Source organism: Streptomyces sp. GD-15H, from assembly GCF_045291515.1.
Lineage (GTDB): Bacteria > Actinomycetota > Actinomycetes > Streptomycetales > Streptomycetaceae > Streptomyces.
Genome location: NZ_CP149447.1, coordinates 4,219,626 through 4,239,490 on the forward strand (window position 1 = coordinate 4,219,626; position 19,865 = coordinate 4,239,490).

The 19,865-nt window shown below is 69.3% G+C and carries 19 protein-coding genes; 12 read left to right on the forward strand and 7 right to left on the reverse strand.

Annotation, left to right across the window (positions count from 1 at the left end):
- Positions 1–156 precede the first annotated feature (156 nt).
- From drmC to WJ438_RS19775, 4 genes are all read left to right on the forward strand, one after another.
- A complete protein-coding gene (gene drmC / locus WJ438_RS19760; RefSeq protein ID WP_406726430.1) occupies positions 157–801 on the forward strand; it encodes a DISARM system phospholipase D-like protein DrmC in 645 nt (214 codons plus the stop codon).
- A 139-nt stretch (positions 802–940) separates the two neighbouring features.
- Entirely contained in the window at positions 941–1,306 is a 366-nt protein-coding gene (locus WJ438_RS19765) for a PH domain-containing protein (protein WP_190198050.1), read from the forward strand.
- Positions 1,307–1,381: 75 nt separating this feature from the next.
- A complete protein-coding gene (locus WJ438_RS19770) occupies positions 1,382–1,882 on the forward strand; it encodes a hypothetical protein (RefSeq protein WP_406726431.1) in 501 nt (166 codons plus the stop codon).
- 9 nt (positions 1,883–1,891) lie between these two features.
- The gene (locus WJ438_RS19775; RefSeq protein WP_406726432.1) at positions 1,892–4,579 is read left to right on the forward strand and encodes an ATP-binding protein; all 2,688 of its coding nucleotides are present in this window, start codon (positions 1,892–1,894) and stop codon (positions 4,577–4,579) included.
- An 82-nt stretch (positions 4,580–4,661) separates the two neighbouring features.
- Here the strand turns inward: WJ438_RS19775 and aspS are convergent, their stop codons facing one another.
- Entirely contained in the window at positions 4,662–6,425 is a 1,764-nt protein-coding gene (gene aspS, locus WJ438_RS19780) for an aspartate--tRNA ligase (RefSeq protein ID WP_406726433.1), read from the reverse strand.
- 198 nt (positions 6,426–6,623) lie between these two features.
- Here aspS and WJ438_RS19785 point away from each other — a divergent pair, with 198 nt between their 5' ends.
- On the forward strand, positions 6,624–6,761 hold the full coding sequence (locus WJ438_RS19785) for a hypothetical protein (protein WP_406726434.1): 138 nt from the start codon (positions 6,624–6,626) through the stop codon (positions 6,759–6,761).
- On the opposite strand, the gene WJ438_RS19790 is transcribed toward WJ438_RS19785, so the two are convergent.
- The 3 genes from WJ438_RS19790 to WJ438_RS19800 all read right to left on the reverse strand — a co-directional run bounded on the left by WJ438_RS19790 (position 6,753) and on the right by WJ438_RS19800 (position 9,613).
- Complete coding sequence (locus WJ438_RS19790) at positions 6,753–7,832, reverse strand: AI-2E family transporter (protein WP_406726435.1); 1,080 nt, start codon at positions 7,830–7,832, stop codon at positions 6,753–6,755. The two genes, WJ438_RS19785 and WJ438_RS19790, sit on opposite strands and share 9 nt — an antisense overlap.
- Positions 7,833–8,000: 168 nt before the next feature.
- Positions 8,001–8,981: a pirin family protein gene (locus tag WJ438_RS19795; protein WP_406726436.1), complete on the reverse strand. Its 981-nt coding sequence runs from the start codon at positions 8,979–8,981 to the stop codon at positions 8,001–8,003.
- Between the two features lie 167 nt (positions 8,982–9,148).
- Positions 9,149–9,613 (reverse strand): SseB family protein, encoded by a 465-nt coding sequence (locus tag WJ438_RS19800; protein ID WP_406726437.1) that lies wholly within the window; start codon positions 9,611–9,613, stop codon positions 9,149–9,151.
- Positions 9,614–9,878: 265 nt separating this feature from the next.
- Between WJ438_RS19800 and WJ438_RS19805 the strand changes: the two genes are divergently transcribed.
- The 5 genes from WJ438_RS19805 (at position 9,879) to WJ438_RS19825 (ending at position 14,794) form a co-directional block, all read left to right on the forward strand.
- Entirely contained in the window at positions 9,879–11,705 is a 1,827-nt protein-coding gene (locus tag WJ438_RS19805) for an acyl-CoA dehydrogenase (protein ID WP_406726438.1), read from the forward strand.
- A gap of 440 nt (positions 11,706–12,145) precedes the next feature.
- Entirely contained in the window at positions 12,146–13,444 is a 1,299-nt protein-coding gene (locus tag WJ438_RS19810) for a M18 family aminopeptidase (protein WP_406729744.1), read from the forward strand.
- Between the two features lie 125 nt (positions 13,445–13,569).
- Positions 13,570–13,818, forward strand: a complete 249-nt coding sequence (locus tag WJ438_RS19815) for a DUF6458 family protein (RefSeq protein ID WP_406726439.1) — start codon at positions 13,570–13,572, stop codon at positions 13,816–13,818.
- A gap of 77 nt (positions 13,819–13,895) precedes the next feature.
- Positions 13,896–14,387, forward strand: coding sequence for an LURP-one-related/scramblase family protein (locus WJ438_RS19820; RefSeq protein ID WP_406726440.1), 492 nt, complete (start codon positions 13,896–13,898; stop codon positions 14,385–14,387).
- A gap of 26 nt (positions 14,388–14,413) precedes the next feature.
- Positions 14,414–14,794, forward strand: a complete 381-nt coding sequence (locus WJ438_RS19825; protein WP_406726441.1) for a VOC family protein — start codon at positions 14,414–14,416, stop codon at positions 14,792–14,794.
- A gap of 50 nt (positions 14,795–14,844) precedes the next feature.
- Here WJ438_RS19825 and WJ438_RS19830 read toward each other — a convergent pair whose 3' ends face one another.
- Positions 14,845–15,663 (reverse strand): carbon-nitrogen family hydrolase, encoded by an 819-nt coding sequence (locus WJ438_RS19830; protein ID WP_406726442.1) that lies wholly within the window; start codon positions 15,661–15,663, stop codon positions 14,845–14,847.
- Between the two features lie 218 nt (positions 15,664–15,881).
- Here WJ438_RS19830 and WJ438_RS19835 point away from each other — a divergent pair, with 218 nt between their 5' ends.
- Positions 15,882–16,706, forward strand: a complete 825-nt coding sequence (locus WJ438_RS19835; protein ID WP_406726443.1) for a maleylpyruvate isomerase family mycothiol-dependent enzyme — start codon at positions 15,882–15,884, stop codon at positions 16,704–16,706.
- 83 nt (positions 16,707–16,789) lie between these two features.
- Here WJ438_RS19835 and WJ438_RS19840 read toward each other — a convergent pair whose 3' ends face one another.
- Positions 16,790–18,106: a nitrate/nitrite transporter gene (locus WJ438_RS19840; RefSeq protein WP_406726444.1), complete on the reverse strand. Its 1,317-nt coding sequence runs from the start codon at positions 18,104–18,106 to the stop codon at positions 16,790–16,792.
- A complete protein-coding gene (locus tag WJ438_RS19845; protein ID WP_406726445.1) occupies positions 18,103–18,756 on the reverse strand; it encodes a GntR family transcriptional regulator in 654 nt (217 codons plus the stop codon). The genes WJ438_RS19840 and WJ438_RS19845 overlap by 4 nt, the downstream gene beginning before the upstream one ends.
- A gap of 183 nt (positions 18,757–18,939) precedes the next feature.
- Here WJ438_RS19845 and WJ438_RS19850 point away from each other — a divergent pair, with 183 nt between their 5' ends.
- Positions 18,940–19,839, forward strand: coding sequence for a D-alanyl-D-alanine carboxypeptidase family protein (locus tag WJ438_RS19850; RefSeq protein ID WP_406726446.1), 900 nt, complete (start codon positions 18,940–18,942; stop codon positions 19,837–19,839).
- Positions 19,840–19,865 lie beyond the last annotated feature (26 nt).

The window sequence follows — 19,865 nt, forward strand, 5'->3', positions numbered from 1 at the left end:
CCAGCCAAGTGAGTTGGACGGTCATCGGGAGACCGCCCATGGCGCCAGGCCCGCCGCCGGCACAGGCTCCTCGGCATCGCGTCTCCCGGTTCTCCTTGCCGCCCTCTGTGATCGCCTGCCGAGGACCGTGTCGTCACTCTGGAGCATCTCTTCGGGATGATCACCGGCCCGGGTGATCCCCTGCTGACCCGTTTCATAGCCGCCCAGCACGCGGCGGGTCTGGTGCAGCAGCTCACGGAGATCATCCGCGTATGGAGCACCGAAGTGCCCGGCGTACCCGGATCCGGACTGGCTCTCGCGCTGGCGGCCATCCGCTCGTTCCCCCGACCTCGGGCGGCCCAAGTGGTCGTCAGCGGCCCGATCAGTGCGTCGGCCCCGGCTCGCCTGACGAGCGGAGTCGCCGTGGACGTCATCCGCTCTGCGGAGTCGTCGTTGTTGATCGCCAGCTTCGCCGCCCACGGGGCTCGTGACGTCGTGAGGGAGATACGGCGAGCCGTCGACCGGGGAGTGCGTGTGGATCTCTTACTCGAAGAGTCCACACAGGCCTCGGTGGCCTTCGCAGCGCTGCCCGACGAGGTACATATGTGGCACCGTGCAGACAGTACGGGGGTATTGCATGCCAAACTGATCGCCGCCGACCGGCACACGGCCTTTCTGGGCAGCGCCAACCTCACCGACCGGGCTCTGTCCCACAACATCGAGCTCGGAGTGCTGCTGCGTGACCCGAGCACCGTGGAACCGCTCGTCGACCATTTCCGCTGGCTGCTGGCCCCGGAGAACAATGTCATGTGCTTCGCATGAAGCGACGTGTCAAGGCGGGCCGGTCCTGCTTGCCCTGACAGGAGTTCGGTTACTCAGTCCGTATGAGACGGCGTCCGGCTGGCGCGCCAACGCAGCTCGACCGACGAACACGAGATCAATACAGGTGAGGGAGTAAACAATGGCACTCTTCGGCAACGCGCACACCGTGGACCCCGCATCCGCCCAGCAGGACTACGCCCGCCTCCTCGGCCACGGCGAACAGGTCCACGCGGCCTTCCTCCTGATCCGCGACACCATCCTCTTCACCGACCGACGCCTCATCCTGATCGACAAGCAGGGCATCACCGGCAAGAAGACCGAATACCACTCCGTCCCGTACCGCAGCATCACCCACTTCGCGGTGGAAACGGCCGGCACCTTCGACCTCGACGCCGAACTCAAGATCTGGATCTCCGGCACCCCGACCCCCATCGAGAAGACCTTCACCAAGGGCGTCGACATCTACGAGGTCCAGGCGATCCTGACCCAGTTCGTCGCGAGGTAGCCCCGTCGCGCCCTACGCCGGATGGACGAACGGCCTTTGGGTATAGATTTACTGACGGCAGGTCAATGGGTGGGGATGATGGGGGAATCGGGGGAAGCGCGGCCGGAGGCGGCCACGGACACCGCCACGGTCCGCAACGAGTTCGCGCTGGAGCGCTACCGGTACGTGCTGCAGCAGATCCAGGCCGTGAACGAGAATGCCCACCGATTCCTCGCCATTTACCAGACCCTCGCCACCGCCCTCGTCACCGCGGCGCTCGCCCTCTTCGTCGGGTACCGCAAGTGGGACCTGGCGGCGACCACCGCCCGGGGCGGAGTGATCGGCCTGCTGACGCTGGTCACGGTGGTCGCCGCCTTCACCGGCACGCTGATCGTGGTGGGGGCACTCGCCTGGCTCGACTACCGCAACGAGGAGTGCGACATCACCGACGAGATCGTCGGGCCCGGCTTCCGCAAGCGCCCCCGCCCCGGCAACTTCCTGCGCTGGTATGAGACGTACGTGGTGCTCTTCATTCTCGTATCGGTGATCACCATGTGGGTGCTCGCCGCGTTATTCCTCCTGCCCGCTATGAGGTGATCGTCCCCAGTGCCCGAGCACGTCTACACCAGCACGCCCCTGTGGCGGAACACCCTGGCCGCGCGCCCGGACCTCGACACGCACGCCGGACAACGGGAGCGGCTGCGCACGTCGTACACGGAGTTACGGAGGAAGGCGGGCGTTCTCCTCGAGGAGAACGCCCGCAGCACGCCCGACTTCACCGTGCACGACATCAGCCACGTGGACGCGCTGTGGGAGACGGCCGACCTCGTCTGCGGCAGCGAGGTCACCCTGAATCCCGCCGAGGCCTACGTACTGGGTTGCGCGTTCGTTTTGCACGACGCGGCGATGGGGGCGGCCGCCTACGGGACGACCGTGCCCGAGGCGCTGGGTGAGAAGCGGTGGCGCGACCTCGTGTCGCTGGCCTACTACGAACGGAAGGGCTGCTGGCCGGACCGGGAGGAGCTGGATGCTCCGCCCGTGGAGATCGCCGAAGCCTGCGTGGCGACCGCGATCCGCGAAACCCACGCGGAACAGGCGAAGCGGCTGGTGGACCAGCCGTGGCGGTCGAGCGCGGGCAACGAGATCTTCCTCATCGAGGGGGTCCAGTTGCGGGAGTGGTACGGCCCGCTGATCGGCGAACTCGCAGCCAGTCACTGGTGGCCCGTGGACCGCCTCGCCGGGGAGTTCCGGCACTCGATCGGGTCCCTGCCCTGGCAGCCCAGCGAGTGGATCATCGAACCGCTCAAGCTGGCATGCATCCTGCGGCTCGCCGACGCCACCCAGGTCGACAGCCGGCGCGCACCCGGTTTCCTGTTCTCCCTGCGACGACCACGCGGTGTCTCCCGCGAGCACTGGCGGTTCCAGGAACACATCAGCCGTCCCTACCGGAAGGGCGATCGGGTCACCTACAGCTCGCTGCGTCCCTTTCCCCCGCAGGACGCCACCGCCTGGTGGCTGGCCCTCGAGTATCTGCGCGGCATCGACCGGGAGCTGAAGGCCGTCGACGCCCTCCTGCACGACCTCGGCCGGGACCGGCTCGCGGCGCGGGCCGTCGCCGGTGTCGACTCCCCGGAACGCTTCGCGGAACTGTTCCGCGTGCAGGACTGGCGCCCCATCGACGCGACCGTCAAGGTCTCCGACATCCCCGCACTGGTCGGCACGCTCGGCGGGCAGCAGCTGTACGGGGACGTGCCCGAGATCGCCCTGCGGGAGCTGATCCAGAACGCCCAGGACGCCGTGCTGGCCCGACAGACGCTGCAGCCCGACTTTCCGCTCGGGAGGGTGGAGATCCGTCTGACCGACACCGACGGCGACTGGTATCTGGAGGTCCGCGACTCCGGCACCGGCATGGACGAGGAGACCCTCGTCCACGGGCTGCTCGACTTCGGTGCCAGTGGCTGGAGCTCCACGAGGGTCCGCAACCGGCTGCCCGGACTGGCCGACGGCGGCTTCCAGCCCAGTGGCCGCTTCGGTATCGGCTTCTTCTCCGTCTTCCTGCTTGGTGACCAGGTGGAACTGATCACGCGCCGCTACGATGCCTCCCTCGCGGACGCCCGCCGCCTCACCTTCGACGGCCCTTCCAGCCGCCCCCTGCTCACCCCCTGCACCGGGCAAGGCTGGGTGCCCGAGGGCACGGCCGTACGGGTCAAGCTCAGGAACAGCCCCTACGAACTTCAAGGCCTGTTCAGCCGGACCGACGACGAACGGCTGGCCCAGCTCGCCCAGCGTCTGGTCCTGGAAAACGCGGTGCCCGTCCACACCTGGGAGCCGGGAGCGACCGATCCCGAAATCCTTGCGCCGTTCTCCCTGTCGTCCGGGTCACCGGACGAGGTGTTCGACCGTCTCTACCCGCCCCAGGCCGCGAAATGGCGCGCCGGGGAGGAGAAACTCCGCCTCCAGATGCGCGACGACTTCGTCAGCAGGGCCACGGAACTGCGTGACGACAAGGGGCAGCGCATCGGGCTCGCCATGCTGTGGAACAGCATGCATTACCAGAGCCGACGCGACTTCTGGGGCACTGTCACGGTCAACGGCTTCCTCGCCGACACCTCGGTCTCGTTCGCCGGTCACCTCGCCGGACAGCCCAGCCGGGCATCACGGGACAAGGCCGCGCTGGTCGCCACCCGGGACCAGGTACGGCAGTGGATGCGCACCCAGGAGCAACGGCTGCGCAGCACCGGGCACTTCGACGACTCGCTCCAGCTCGAGCTGGCCTTCATCCTGCACTGCGCTTTCAACCCGCTCGCCGACGACATCGCCTTCGCCCTGACTTCGCAGGGCGTGCTGCGCCTGTCCGAGGTGCCCGAGTGGGCAGGACGGCACAACGAAATCTTCCTGGCTTTTGGCTGGCCCGTCACCTGGCGGACGCGTCCGCCGGAGCTCAACCATCCGCTGTCCGGAGAGCGGGTCCGGCTTCCCGACAACTGTGTTTTCATCTGCCAGGTCGGCTCCACCCCACCGTTGTCCCAGGTATTTCCGGTCGCCGCCAACCGGGACACCGCGTACGAGTTCGCCCGCGATCACACCACGCCCACCTGGCAGAAGCAGTGGTGGCGCACATCGGACGACCTGTACGGCCTGTTCCTCCGCACCCTGTGCGAGGCCTGGTCCTGCACTCTCGAGACCCTGCTGGCCCCCGTCGAACGGCGCGACTGGTCGGACAGCATCCACCTGGACGACGAGACCCTCGGCCCCATTTCCGGTTACCTCCTCCACCGACCGCCGAGCACCTGACGGAGAGCCCGGTGGAGAAGGCCCGGCTACGAAGGGGCCCGGAAGCGCCGAACGCTTCCGGGCCCCTTCGCTGCTGCCGGGGTTACTTCGGCTGCGGCTTGCGGACCGTCAGGTGGAGTTCCTTCAAGCGGGTTTCGTCCAGCTCTGTCGGGGCGCCCATCATCAGGTCCTGGGCGTTGCCGTTGAGCGGGAAGGCGATGGTCTCGCGGATGTTGGGCTCGTCGGCGAGGAGCATCACGATGCGGTCGACGCCGGGTGCGATGCCGCCGTGCGGCGGGGCGCCGAAGCGGAAGGCACGCAGCATGCCGGCGAACTGCTCCTCGACGGTGTCGCGGTCGTAGCCCGCGATCTCGAAGGCCTTGAGCATGATCTCCGGCTCGTGGTTCCGGATCGCGCCGGAGGACAGTTCGACGCCGTTGCAGACGATGTCGTACTGCCAGCCCAGGATGTCCAGCGGGTCCTGGGTCTCCAGGGCCTCCAGGCCGCCCTGCGGCATGGAGAAGGGGTTGTGGGAGAAGTCGACCTTCCCCGTCTCCTCGTCCTTCTCGTACATCGGGAAGTCGACGATCCAGCAGAAGCGGAAGACGTTCTCCTCGAAGTGGCCGGCCCGCTTCGCGGTCTCCACCCGGACCGCGCCCATGATCTTGGAGACCTCGTCGAACTCGCCCGCGCCGAAGAACACCGCGTGGCCGGGGGCGAGCGCCAGCCGCTTGGTCAGCTCCGCGACGTTCGCCTCGGTCAGGAACTTCGCGATCGGGCCGGTCAGCGAACCGTCCTCGGTCACCCGCACCCACGCCAGGCCCTTCGCGCCCTGCGAGACGGCGTAGTCGCCGAGCTGGTCGAAGAACTTGCGCGGCTGACCGGAGACGTCCGGCACCGGCAGCGCGCGGACGTGCTTGCCGGCGAACGCCTTGAACTCCGAGCCCTCGAAGACGTCGGTGATGTCGACGAGCTCCAGCTTGGCGCGCAGGTCCGGCTTGTCGGAGCCGTACTTCAGCATCGCCTCACGGAACGGGATCCGCGGGAACGGCGACGTCACATGCCGTCCGTTGCCGAACTCCTCGAAGAGCTCGGTCATGAGCTTCTCGATGGGCTGGAAGACGTCCTCCTGCTCGACGAACGACATCTCCACGTCGAGCTGGTAGAACTCGCCCGGCGAGCGGTCCGCGCGGGCGTCCTCGTCGCGGAAGCAGGGGGCGATCTGGAAGTAGCGGTCGAAGCCGGAGATCATCAACAGCTGCTTGAACTGCTGCGGGGCCTGCGGCAGCGCGTAGAACTTGCCCGGGTGGAGACGCGACGGGACGACGAAGTCGCGGGCGCCCTCGGGGGAGGTGGCGCTGAGGATCGGCGTCGCCATCTCGTTGAAGCCCAGTGCCGTCATCTTGTGACGGATGGCCGAGATCACCGACGTGCGCAGCAGGATGTTGCGGTGCATGCGCTCGCGGCGCAGGTCCAGGAAGCGGTACTCCAGGCGCCGCTCCTCGTTGACCCCGTCCTCGCTGTTGATCGTGAAGGGGAGGGGTGCCGCCGCGCCCAGCACCTCGACTTCGCCGACCTCGACCTCGACCTCGCCGGTCGGCAGCTCGGCGTTGACGTTCTCCGCGCCGCGGGAGACGACCTTGCCGTCGATCCGGACGACGGTCTCCTTGGAGAGCCGGTCGAGGGTCTCGTAGGAGGGCGTGCCCGGGCGGGCCACGAGCTGCGTAATGCCGTAGTGATCGCGCAGATCGATGAACAGGATGCCGCCCAGGTCGCGCCGATTGTGCAGCCAGCCGCTCAACCGGACGTCGGTACCGACGTCAGAGGCGCGGAGCTCGCCGCAGGTGTGGGACCTGTACCGATGCATCGTCGTTCATCCAGCCTTCGCTGATCGGGGCCTTGGTGTCGGGGTCTTTGTTTCACGTGAAACCCCCCCAGCCTACCGGCCGCCCCAAGATCGATTCTCCCCCGGATAATCCGCCGGTCACGCACACAGCGCCGGTGGCGCTTTCCCTTCGAATCTTCATAAAGTGGGGCAATGTGAACTGGTGATCTTCTTCCTTCCATGGAGGGTGTCCTCGCCCTCCTCGACACCGGCAGGTGGCACTGGGACACGGCAACCGGGACGGGCGCGGTCGACGGGGTGGCGGCACGGCTGCTGGGACTGCCCGCCGAGGCGAGGGAGACCGGGCCCTCACGGTGATGCCGGGGGCGGAGCCTGTTCTTCCGGTGCGGTGTGGCGTTGGCGCAGTTCGCTCAGGACGCCGACGGCCGCCGCCGTCAGCGGCACCGCCATCAGCATGCCGACGATCCCGGCGACCGAGGCGCCCGCGGTGATGGCGAGCAGCACGGCCGCCGGATGCATCTGCACGGTGCGGCTCTGGATCATCGGCTGGAGCACATGCCCCTCCAGCAACTGCACCGCGAGCACCACGCCGAGCACCCACAGCGCGATGGCGAACCCCCGGTCGGCCAGCGCCACCAGCACGGCCACCGCCCCGGAGATGAACGCCCCCAGGTAGGGGATGTACGCCCCGACGAAGACCAGCGCGCCCAGCCCGACGGCGCCCGGCACCTTGAGGACGAGCAGCCCGACGGTGATGCAGAGGGCGTCGATGAGCGCGATGAAGGTGGTCCCGCGCATGAACCCCTCGACCGCTTGGAAGGCCCGGCGGGCCACGGCCACCACCACGTCCCCGGAGCCGCGCGACACCAGTCCGCGCAGGGTGTCGGCGGCGCGTTCGGAATCACGCAGGAAGAAGAACACGAGCAGCAGCGCGAGCACCGCCATGGCGAGCGCCTGGCTCACCACGCCGACCCCGCTGAGGACACCCGACGCGGCCGTACCGCCGAACTTGGACAGCAGTTCGCGTGCGTTCGCCACGATGTCGTCCAGCGAGGTGCCGGCCGCCCCGAAGTGCCGGGTGAGATCCCGCGCCACGCTCCTGAGCGAGGCGATGATCTGGTCTCCGGAGTCGATCAGCGCGGCCACGACGATGTACACCGCGCCGCCGACCACGGCGACGACCGCGACACACGTGAGCCCCGCCGACAGGGACCGCTGCACCCCGGCCCGCACCAGCCGCCGGTGCAGGGGCAGCAACAGCGCCGTACCGAGGAGGGCGAGCAGTACGGGGATCACGGCCGCCCGGAACTGCACGCACAGCAGGATCCCGACGTAGCCGACCCCGGAGACGAGCAGGACGACGGCGCACCAGGCAGCGAGACGCCGGACGGATTCGGGCAGCAACGGAGACGGAGAGGAGTCCTGCATATCCCCAGACGATCACGCCCGGCACCCCCTGTCCAACTCCGCCGCCCCGCCCATGCCGCTCCGCGACCGGCGAGTGGCCCCGCCCGGGAACGGTGAACGGCCCACCCGGGAAACGGCGAGTGGCCCCGCCCGGGATCGGACGGGGCCACCACACGCGCGCTCGGCCGGTCAGGACTCCCGCGGTCCCGATCCCGCCATGCCGTGCACCGCCGGGATCGTGCCCAGACGGCCCTTCTGGAAGTCGTCGAAGGCCTGCTGGAGCTCCTCGCGGGTGTTCATGACGAACGGCCCGTAGTGCGCCATCGGCTCCCGGATCGGCTGTCCGCCGAGCAGGACGACCTCCAGGTCCGGCGTGTTCGAGTCCTGCTTCTCGTCCGCGCGGACGGTCAGCGTGCCACCGGCGCCGAAGACGGCCGTCTGCCCCACGTGCACCGGACGGCGCTCGGTGCCGACCGCGCCGCGCCCGGCCATGACGTAGGCCAGTCCGTTGAAGTCCTCGCGCCACGGCAGGGTCAGCTCCGCGCCCGGCGCCAGGGTGGCGTGGATCATCGTGATCGGCGTGTGCGTGATGCCGGGGCCCTCGTGGCCGTCCAGCTCACCGGCGATGACCCGCAGCAGCGCGCCGCCGTCGGGGGAGGTGAGCAGCTGGACGCTGCCGCCGCGGATGTCCTGGTAGCGCGGGGCCATCATCTTGTCCTTGGCCGGGAGGTTCACCCACAGCTGCAGACCGTGGAACAGCCCGCCGGACATGACCAGGGACTCCGGCGGCGCCTCGATGTGCAGCAGGCCGCCACCGGCCGTCATCCACTGGGTGTCACCGTTGGTGATGGAGCCGCCGCCACCGTTGGAGTCCTGGTGGTCGAAGGTGCCGTCGATGATGTAGGTGACGGTCTCGAAGCCGCGGTGGGGGTGCCACGGGGTGCCCTTGGGCTCACCCGGCGCGTAGTCCACCTCACCCATCTGGTCCATCATGATGAACGGGTCGAGATGGCGGTAGTTGATCCCGGCGAACGCCCGGCGCACCGGGAAGCCCTCACCCTCGAAACCGCTCGGCGCGGTCGTCACGGTGAGCACGGGCCGGGCCACGGCGTCGGCGGGCGCGGCCACACGGGGCAGCGTCAGCGGGTTCTCGACGGTCACTGCAGGCATGTCGGTACCTCCTCTTGTACGACCATCTTAGTTGAACGTTGAACTTCCTGCCACCCCCAACGAGGAAAGCCCGGGGGGCATTCCCTCCGGGCTGCAGAGATCCCGGGATGAGCGGGGATCAACCGCCCGGCATGCGACGCCGGCGGCGACGGCCACGACCGCGGCGGTCAGCCGTACATGCGCCGCATCGCGAACTCGACCATCTGTTCCACGGCCTTCGCGTCGAACACCATCCGGTGCTCACCCTCCATGTCGAGCACGAAGCCGTAGCCGGTCGGCAGCAGGTCGATCACCTCGGCGCCGGTGATCACGAAGTACTTGGACTCCTTGCCCGCGTACCGCCGCAGCTCCTTCAGCGAGGTGAACATCGGGATCACCGGCTGCTGGGTGTTGTGCAGGGCGAGGAAGCCGGGGTTGTCACCGCGCGGGCAGTACACCTTGGACGTCGCGAAGACCTGCTGGAAGTCCTCGGCGGTCACCTGGCCCGTGGTGAACGCGCGCACCGCGTCCGCGAGCGAGGGCGGGGACGGCTCCGGGTACAGCGGCGGCTGCTGCCCGTAGCCGCCCGGCATCTGCTGCTGCGGCGGGACGTACCCCTGCTGTGCCCCTACGTTCTGGTCGTAGCCGTACATGCGCGCAAGCGTACCGAGCGCGCCGGGGCCCCGGGCCGGTACGGGCAGGCACGGGCCACCCCGAGGGCGCCCCGGTGTCCCGCGGTGCCGGTGCGGGCCGCCCGCCGTCGACCGCCGCGGAGGGCGTAACGCGTCACAGATGGCCGGATCGGGCTTGCTTCTTATTACCGGCGGGTAGCATAGTCGTAGCTACTTGCTGGTATGCAAACCCGTGCGAGGAACGAAGTGCCTCGCCGATCTCTCTACGGAGCCGGGAGCCGTCACCATGGGGCACTACAAGTCCAATCTCCGCGACATCGAGTTCAACCTCTTCGAAGTGCTCGGACGCGACAAGCTGTACGGCACCGGACCGTTCGAGGAGATGGACGTCGAGACCGCCAAGAGCGTCCTCGAGGAGCTGACCCGCCTCTCGGAGACCGAACTGGCCGAGTCCTTCGCCGACGCCGACCGCAACCCGCCGGTCTTCGACCCGGAGACCAACACCGCGCCGGTCCCCGCGTCGTTCAAGAAGAGCTACCAGGCCTTCATGGACTCCGAGTACTGGCGCCTGGGCCTGCCCGAGGCCATCGGCGGCACGACGGCTCCCCCCTCGCTGATCTGGTCGTACGCCGAGCTGATCCTCGGCGCCAACCCGGCCGTGTGGATGTACTCGTCCGGCCCCGCCTTCGCCGGGATCCTGTACGACGAGGGCAACGACACGCAGAAGAAGATCGCCCGGATCGCCGTCGAGAAGCAGTGGGGCTCCACCATGGTCCTCACCGAGCCGGACGCCGGCTCGGACGTGGGCGCCGGCCGCACCAAGGCCGTGCAGCAGGAGGACGGCTCCTGGCACATCGAGGGCGTGAAGCGCTTCATCACCTCCGGTGAGCACGACATGTCGGAGAACATCCTCCACTACGTGCTCGCGCGTCCCGAGGGCGCGGGACCCGGCACCAAGGGCCTGTCACTCTTCCTCGTCCCGAAGTACCTCTTCGACGCCGAGACCGGCGAGCTGGGCGAGCGCAACGGCGTCTACGCCACGAACGTCGAGCACAAGATGGGTCTGAAGGCGTCCAACACCTGCGAGATGACGTTCGGCGACCGGCACCCCGCCAAGGGCTGGCTGATCGGCGACCGGCACGACGGCATCCGCCAGATGTTCCGCATCATCGAGTTCGCCCGCATGATGGTCGGCACGAAGGCGATCTCCACCCTCTCCACCGGCTACCTCAACGCGCTGGAGTACGCCAAGGAGCGCGTCCAGGGCCCGGACCTCGCCCACTTCATGGACAAGACCGCGCCCAAGGTCACCATCACCCACCACCCCGACGTGCGCCGCTCGCTGATCACGCAGAAGGCGTACGCGGAGGGCATGCGCGCACTCGTCCTCTACACCGCCTCGGTGCAGGACACCATCGCGGTCAAGGAGGCGGCGGGCGAGGACGTGTCGGCGGAGCACGCGCTCAACGACCTCCTCCTGCCCATCGTCAAGGGCTACGGCTCCGAGAAGGGCTACGAGCAGCTCGCCCAGTCGCTGCAGACCTTCGGCGGCTCCGGCTTCCTGCAGGAGTACCCGATCGAGCAGTACATCCGCGACTCCAAGATCGACACCCTGTACGAGGGCACCACGGCGATCCAGGGCCAGGACTTCTTCTTCCGGAAGATCGTCCGCAACCAGGGCGCGGCCCTGAACTCGCTCGCCGAGGACATCAAGCAGTTCCTCGCCCTCGGCACCGGAGGCGAGCAGCTGGCGGGCGCCCGCGAGCACCTGGCCAAGGCCGCCGTCGAGCTGGAGGCCATCGTCGGCCTGATGCTCACGGACCTCGCGGCCACCGAGAAGGACGTCAAGAACATCTACAAGGTGGGCCTGAACACCACCCGCCTGCTGATGGCCTCCGGTGACGTGATCGTCGGCTACCTGCTGCTCAAGGGTGCCGCGGTCGCCGCCGACAAGCTCCAGACGGCCTCCGCCAAGGACGTCGCCTTCTACACCGGCAAGATCGCCGCGGCGAAGTTCTTCGCGGCCGAGGTCCTGCCCGGTGTCACGCTGGCCCGCAAGGTTGCCGAGGGCGTCGAGCTGGACCTGATGGAACTGGACGAGGCCGCCTTCTAGGATCTTCCGGCACAAACAGCGCGGGATCCATCCGATCCACTTCAAGCCCGCACGAGGGCCCGCTTCCGCACAGGGGAAGCGGGCCCTCGCCTCGTTAAGGTGAACCCTTGGCTTCCTCCCCCTCGTGAACGAGGGGGTTCCTACGGCTCGCGCCGTGGGATTTCCTGCTTCACCGCCGACCGCCCGCCCGGAGAACTCCGTTGAGGCCTTACACCAGCTCCACAGACAGACACCGCCGGCCCGGCGGCCGGAAGCGGCACTTAAACGCCCGCTTCACATACCTCGCGGTAACTTCCATCAGCTAGCGTAACCACCCAAAGTCAACAAACCTGCGGGTCAGAGCACCGGGATCCGCCACGGTGACAAATCCCCCCTGCCCTGCTCCGCAGGAGTCCGCTTCCCCTCCGCCCCGAAGGGCGGAGTATCCACGGAGGAACATGATGAGCGCCCCCTCCCCCTTCGACCGCGGCCACACCGACGACCTCATGTCCTTCCTCGCCGCCTCCCCCACGCCGTACCACGCGGTGGCGAACGCCGCCGAAAGGCTGGAGAAGGCAGGCTTCCGGCAGGTCGCGGAGACGGACGCCTGGGACGCGACGAGCGGCGGCAAGTACGTGCTGCGCGGCGGCGCCATCGTCGCCTGGTACGTCCCCGAGGGCGCGGCCCCGCACACACCGTTCCGGATCGTCGGCGCCCACACCGACTCACCCAACCTGCGGGTGAAGCCGCGGCCCGACACCGGGGCGCAAGGCTGGCGCCAGGTGGCCGTGGAGATCTACGGCGGTCCGCTGCTCAACTCCTGGCTCGACCGCGACCTCGGCCTGGCCGGCCGGCTGTCCCTGCGGGACGGCTCCACCCGGCTGGTGAACGTCGACCGGCCGCTGCTGCGCGTCCCGCAGCTCGCCATCCACCTGGACCGCTCGGTCAACACCGACGGCCTCAAGCTCGACAAGCAGCGCCACATGCAACCCGTCTGGGGCCTGGGCGACGACGTGCGCGACGGCGACCTCATCGCCTTCCTGGAGGACACCGCCGGCGTCCCGTCCGGCGAGGTCACCGGCTGGGACCTGATGGTGCACTCCGTGGAGCCGCCCGCCTACCTGGGCCGCGACCGGGAGCTGGTGGCCGGCCCGCGCATGGACAACCTGCTGTCGGTGCACGCCGGTACGGCCGCGCTGGCGGCGGTGGCCGGGCACGGCGCGAACCTGCCGTACCTCCCCGTCCTCGCCGCCTTCGACCACGAGGAGAACGGCTCCCAGTCCGACACCGGCGCGGACGGGCCGCTGCTCGGCAGCGTGCTGGAGCGCTCGGTGTTCACCCGCGGCGGCTCGTACGAGGACCGGGCGCGCGCCTTCGCCGGCACCGTCTGCCTCTCCTCGGACACCGGTCACGCCGTCCACCCCAACTACGCGGAGCGGCACGACCCGACGCACCACCCGCGCGTCGACGGCGGCCCTCTCCTCAAGGTGAACGTCAACAACCGCTACGCCACGGACGGTTCGGGGCGCTCGGTGTTCGCCGCCGCCTGCGAGAAGGCGGGTGTGCCCTTCCAGTCGTTCGTCTCCCACAACGCCATGCCGTGCGGCACCACCATCGGTCCGATCACCGCGGCCCGGCACGGCATCCGGACCGTCGACATCGGGGTGGCCATCCTGTCGATGCACAGCGCACGCGAACTGTGCGGCGCCCAGGACCCGTTCCTGCTGGCGAACGCGCTGACGGCGTTCCTGGAGGGGTAGGGCCGTTTCCGTCGCCGCGACCCGGGGACGCCGCTGAGGGTTGGTCAGTCCGCCGGTGCTGCATGAGTGAGGGCCTGCCGGGTACCCGGATGCAACCGGAAGGACCGGGCAGGAAGGCGGCACTCATGGGCCTCGGAGGCTGCATCATCCTCATCGCGGTGGGAGCGATTCTCACGTTCGCGACCGACTGGGACATGCGGGGGGTCAACCTGAACCTGGTCGGCGTCATCTTCATGGTCGTCGGACTGATCGGTGTGGCGACCTTCAGCAGCATCGCCCGGCGTCGGCGGGTCGTCGTACCACCCGCCACGCCGGTCGTCGACGACACCCGGCCGCACGGCCGCGACGGCTACAGCGACGGGTACGGAGTCTGACGGGACGTCGACGGCCGGATCCGACAATCGGCCTAGCGGCGGCGTCGGGACACGGGAGAGAGGGCACCCCTGGTGTCATGAGATTCCTCGTACGCGACCGGATCCTCGGGATCGGTGACGACTACTGGATCGAGGACGACCGGGGCAACAAGGTCTTCCTCGTCGACGGCAAGGCCATGCGGCTGCGGGACACCTTCGAGCTGAAGGACGTCCAGGGCCGCGTCCTCATCGACATCCGCAAGAAGATGTTCGCCCTGCGGGACACCATGGTGATCGAGCGGGACGGTGAGGCGCTGGCGGCGGTCCGGCGCAAGCGGCTGTCCCTGCTGCGCAACCACTACCGGGTCGCCCTGGCCGACGGCTCCGAACTGGACGTCAGCGGCAAGGTCCTCGACCGTGAGTTCGCCGTCGAGTACGACGGCGAACTGCTCGCCGTGGTCTCGCGGCGTTGGCTGCACGTCCGGGAGACGTACGGCGTCGACGTCGTACGCGAGGACGCGGACCCGGCCCTGCTGATCACGGTGGCGGTGTGCGTGATCCACCTGGCGGAGAAGGAGCGCGAGGAGTAGTACTCCGCGCCCGTAGGCTGGGCGATGTGATCGCCGAACTGCAGTGCGTGGTGCTGGACTGTCCCCGCCCGGCGGCTCTCGCCGGGTTCTACCGGGAGTTGCTCGGGGGCGAGGTGAACCGGCTCGACCGGCGGTGGGCGCTCGGTGACGACTGGGCGACCCTGCACACGCCCGCCGGGCTGGTCCTGGCCTTTCAGCGGGTGCCGGACCACCGGCATCCGACCTGGCCGGATCCGTCCGTGCCGCAGCAGTTCCACCTGGACTTCGGGGTGCCGGACCTGGACCGCGCGGAAGAACAGGTGACGGCGCTCGGTGCGACCGTCCTGGACGCGGGCTCCGACGGTCGCGGCTGGCGCGTGTACGCCGACCCTGCCGGGCATCCGTTCTGCCTGGTCCGGCACGGGTAGCGGCGGCCGAGGCGGGCCGCACCGGCTGCGTCGGTCAGGAGCGCGGCCGGTCAGCCACCTGGGCGGGCCAGGCCGAGCACCCGGTCCTTCAGGGCCGGGAACTGTTCGCGGATCTTCGCGACCTTCGCCGGGTCGAAGTCGACCGTGAGGATCTCCTCGTCGGGACCGGCCTCCGCCAAGACCTCTCCCCACGGATCGACCACGATCGAGTGACCCGACTGCGGAACCCCGGCGTGCGTCCCGGCCGTCGCACACGCGAGGACGAACGCCTGGTTCTCCACGGCCCGCGCCTGGGCCAGCAGCGTCCAGTGGGACCGGCGGCGGTCCGGCCAGCCCGCCGGGACGACGAGCGTCTCGGCGCCGGCGTCGACGAGACCGCGGAAGAGCTCGGGGAAACGGAGGTCGTAGCAGGTCGCCACACCGAGCGTGGTGTGCGGCAGCGGCACCGTCACCAGTGCGTCGCCCGCCCCCATCAGCACGGCCTCGCCCTTGTCGAAGCCGAAGCGGTGGATCTTGCGGTAGACGGCGGCCAGCTCACCGGAGGGGGAGAAGATGAGCGAGGTGTTGTAGAGCGGCCCGTCACCCGCGTCGGAGCCGCGGTCCGGGGCGCCCCGCTCCGGGACGGAGCCCGCGTGCAGCCAGACGCCCGCGTCGCGCGCGGCCTCGGCCATCGCCTCGTGGGTCGGCCCGTCGAGGGGTTCCGCCTCACGCCCGAAGTCCTCGTGGGCGAACGCGCCCGTCGTCCACAACTCCGGCAGGACGACGAGATCGGCTCCGGCCTGACCCCGTACCAGACCGGCGACCCGACGCCGACGCGATTCGACCGATTCGCCCTCGTTCACGGCGACTTGAAGCAAAGAAGCGCGCACAATACCACCGTCCTGGCATTCGACTTGTCGGCACGGCCTACGATCGTCACACGAAAGCACTGCCGGGGTGCCTCACGACAGCGTAACTTGGGGCCCTCCCGGTTCGAGCGAAGCCGAGAACCTGGGGGAGTCCCGAGACGTCCGCCGAGTGCAGCCACCGCCCACCGGCACCGCCGCCGCCACCTGCCCGTGTACCGACCGCCGAGGGGTCCCGTTCCGTGAGCCTGCATCCCACCCTCCAGCCCTACGCCGACGCCTGGAGCCACTCCGTCGAGGCGATATCCGAGCTGGTGCAGCCGCTCGTGGAGGCCGACTGGAACCGGCGGACGCCGTGCCCGGGGTGGTCGGTCCGTGACGTGGTCTCCCATGTCATCGGACTGGACTCCGAGATGCTGGGCGACCCCCGCCCCATCCACACGCTGCCGCGCGACCTGTTCCACGTCACCAACGACCAGCAGCGCTACACGGAGATGCAGGTCGACGTGCGCCGCCACCACACGGCGCCGGAGATGACCTCCGAGCTGGAGTACATGATCATCCGGCGCAACCGCCAGCTGCGGAACGAGTCGCGCGAACCGGCCGCGAAGGTGCGCGGCCCGCTCGGCACGGAACTCACGCTGGAGGAGTCCATGCGCCGGCACGCGTTCGACGTGTGGGCGCACGAGCAGGACCTGCGCGCGGCCCTCGGCCGCCCCGGCAACCTCGATTCCCCCGGCGCGCACGTCGCCCGCGACGTGCTGCTCGCCGAGCTGCCCCGGGTGGTGGCCGAGCTGGCACAGGCGCCGCGCAGTTCGGCCGTGGTCATCGACGTCCACGGGCCCGTGGAGTTCCTGCGCACCGTCCGCGTCGACATCCAGGGCCGCGGCACGCTGGAGACCGCCCCGGCGCTCGGTCCCGCCGTCACCCTCGCCCTCGACTGGGAGACGTACGTCCGCATGGCCTGCGGCCGGGTGACGCCGGACGCGGTGTCGGACCGGGTGAAGACGGAGGGCGACCCGGACCTGGCGGCGGCGATCCTGCGGCACTTCGTGGTGACGCCGTAGGGAGGCCGGACGGGCATAGTGCGCGGGGCCCGGGGACGCCGTTCCCCGGGGCCCCGTCGCCCTGTCCGCCGCCGCACACGGCCTTACACCGGCACGTGCACGCTCTCGACCCGGCCGGCGACGAGCCGTTCCCGTTCCCTGCGCGCCGCCTGCCCGCGCAGCCGCAGGATCTGGGTGATCCCGAAGGCCTGGAGGACGAAGACGGCGGAGAAGGCGACGGCGTAGTCGTCGCCGGTGGCGTCCAGCAGGACGCCGATGGCGAACAGGGTGGTCATGGACGCGATGAAACCGCCCATGTTGGTGATCCCGGACGCCGTGCCCTGCCGCTCCGGAGGATTCACCGGGCGGGAGAAGTCGAAGCCGATCATCGAGGCCGGGCCGCAGGCGCCCAGCCCCGTGCACAACACCACCAGCAGCCACATCGGCGCCGTCTCGGCCGGGTGGACCAGCGCGGCCGCCCACAGCAGGGCCGTCATCCCCACGGTCCCCAGGACCAGCGGAAGCCGCGCGCCGTAATGCCGGGCGACGATCTGGCCGTAGACGACCCCAAAGACCATGTGGGACAGCACCACGAGGGTGAGCAGCTCACCGGCGGTGGCCCGGGACAGGCCCTGCGCCTCGACGAGGAACGGCATGCCCCACAGCAGCAGGAACACCATCGCCGGGAACTGCGTGGTGAAGTGCACCCACATCCCGAGCCGGGTCCCCGGTTCACGCCAGGAGGCGGCGATCTGCCGGCGTACGTAGGCGGCGCCCTGGTGCGGTACGGGTTCCGGCGCGTGGCCCTCGGGGTGGTCCCGGAGGAACAGCAGGAGCAGGACGAGCACCACGACACCGGCGAGCGCGCTGCCCGCGAAGGCCGCCGTCCAGCCGACGTCGTTGAGCAGCCGGGCCAGGACCAGGGTGGAGACCAGGTTGCCCGCCATGCCGACCAGCCCGGCGAGCTGCCCGATCAGCGGACCTCGCCGGGCCGGGAACCACCGGGTGCCCAGCCGCAGCACGCTGATGAACGTCATGGCGTCCCCGCAGCCGAGCAGGGCACGGGAGGCGAGCGCCATCCCGTATGTCGGGGAGAGCGCGAACCCGAGTTGCCCGACCGTGAACAGCACGGCACCGATGCCGAGCACCTTCTTGGTGCCGAGCCGGTCGACCAGCAGGCCGACGGGTATCTGCATGCCCGCGTAGACCAGCAACTGGAGGATGGAGAAGGTGGACAGGGCGGAGGCGTTGACACCGAAGCGGTCGGCGGCGTCGAGGCCGGCCACTCCCAGGGACGTACGGAAGGTGACGGCGACGAAGTAGACCGAGACGCCGACCCCCCACATGGCGAGGGCACGCCGCCCGCCGGGGGGATCGCCGGGCAGGACACGCGTACCGCCGGGGCGGCGGACGCCGGTCATCGCACTTCTCCCCGGGCCAGGTGGGAGAACCAGTCGACATGCCGGCTGACCACACCGGCGGCCGCCTCCGGGTCCCCCGAGCGCAGCGCATCGAGGATCTCCTGGTGCTCGGCGAGGGTCTTGGCGACGCGGTCGGGATGCGACTGCATGACGGCGACGCCCATGCGCAGTTGGCGGTCGCGGAGCTGGTCGTAGAGGCGGGAGAGGATCTCGTTGCCGCCGCTGCGGACGATCTCCGCGTGGAAGCAGCGGTCGGTCACGGACGCGGCGGCGAAGTCACCGGCGGCGGCCTGTTCCCGCTGCCGGGCGAGCAGTTCCTCCAGGCGCTCGATGAGCCCGGGGGGCGCGGGCACGGCCTTGCGCACCGCGTGTTCCTCGACGAGCAGCCGGGTCTCGACGACGTCGGCGATCTCCTGCGCGGAGACGGGCAGGACGAGGGCGCCCTTCTTCGGGTAGAGCCGGATCAGCCCCTCGGCCTCCAGTCGCAGCAGCGCCTCACGCACCGGCGTGCGCGAGACTCCGATGGCCTCGGCCAGCTCGCCCTCGGTCAGGAGCGTGCCGCCCTCATAACGGCGGTCGAGGACGCCCTGCTTGACATGGGTGTAGACGCGATCGGCGGCAGGGGGTTGCTTCACAGGGACCGGACTCATGCCGACAGGATAGATACAACACGTACCCATGGAAGCGCCCGTCCACGATGCGGACCGTGAAGTCACCCACCCCTCACGCACAACCATCCGCGCCAGGTATGCGTCAGTAACATGCGGCCCCTGTCGGCCGTGTCTCAACTCGGCCGCATCACCAGGGCATTCAACGCAATCGGGGTACTTTACTTGAATACCACTATTCAGGGCATCCGTCTCCGCAGAGCCGTCGGCGTCGCCGTCACCACCGGCGCCGTGCTGGCCTCCGGAGCCCTCCACGCGGTACCCGCCCAGGCGGCCACCGCGCCCACGATCGCCGCCAAGGGCGGCTACGTGATGAACAACGGGACCGGCAAGTCCCTCTACACCAAGGCCGCCGACACCCGCCGCTCGACCGGTTCCACGACGAAGATCATGACCGCGAAGGTCGTGCTCGCGCAGAAGAACCTGAACCTCGACGCCAAGGTCACGATCCAAATGGCCTACAGCGACTACATCGTGGCGAACAACGCGTCGTCCGCACGGCTGATCGTCGGTGACAAGGTCACCGTGCGCCAGCTGTTGTACGGGCTGATGCTGCCGTCCGGCTGCGACGCCGCGTACGCCCTGGCGGACAAGTTCGGTACCGGCTCGACGCGGGCCGCGCGCGTGAAGTCCTTCATCGGCAAGATGAACGCCGACGCGAAGAACCTGGGCCTGAAGAACACCCACTTCGACTCGTTCGACGGCATCGGCAAGGGCAAGAACTACTCCACGCCGCGTGATCTGACGAAGATCGCCGGCAGCGCGATGAAGAACGCCAACTTCCGCGCGATCGTCAAGACGAAGAAGTACACGGCGAAGACCGTCACGAAGACGGGCAGCACCCGCACGATGGCGCCGTGGACCAACACCAACGGTCTGCTCGGCAGTTACAGCGGCACGATCGGCGTGAAGACCGGCTCGGGTGCGGTGGCCAAGTACTGCCTGGTCTTCGCCGCGACGCGAAACGGCAAGACCGTCATCGGCACGGTCCTCGCCTCGACCGGCTCCGCCCAGCGCGAGACGGACGCCAAGAAGCTCCTGACCTACGGCTTCGGCAAGGCCTGACACGTAGGAACACGAAAGGGGCCCAC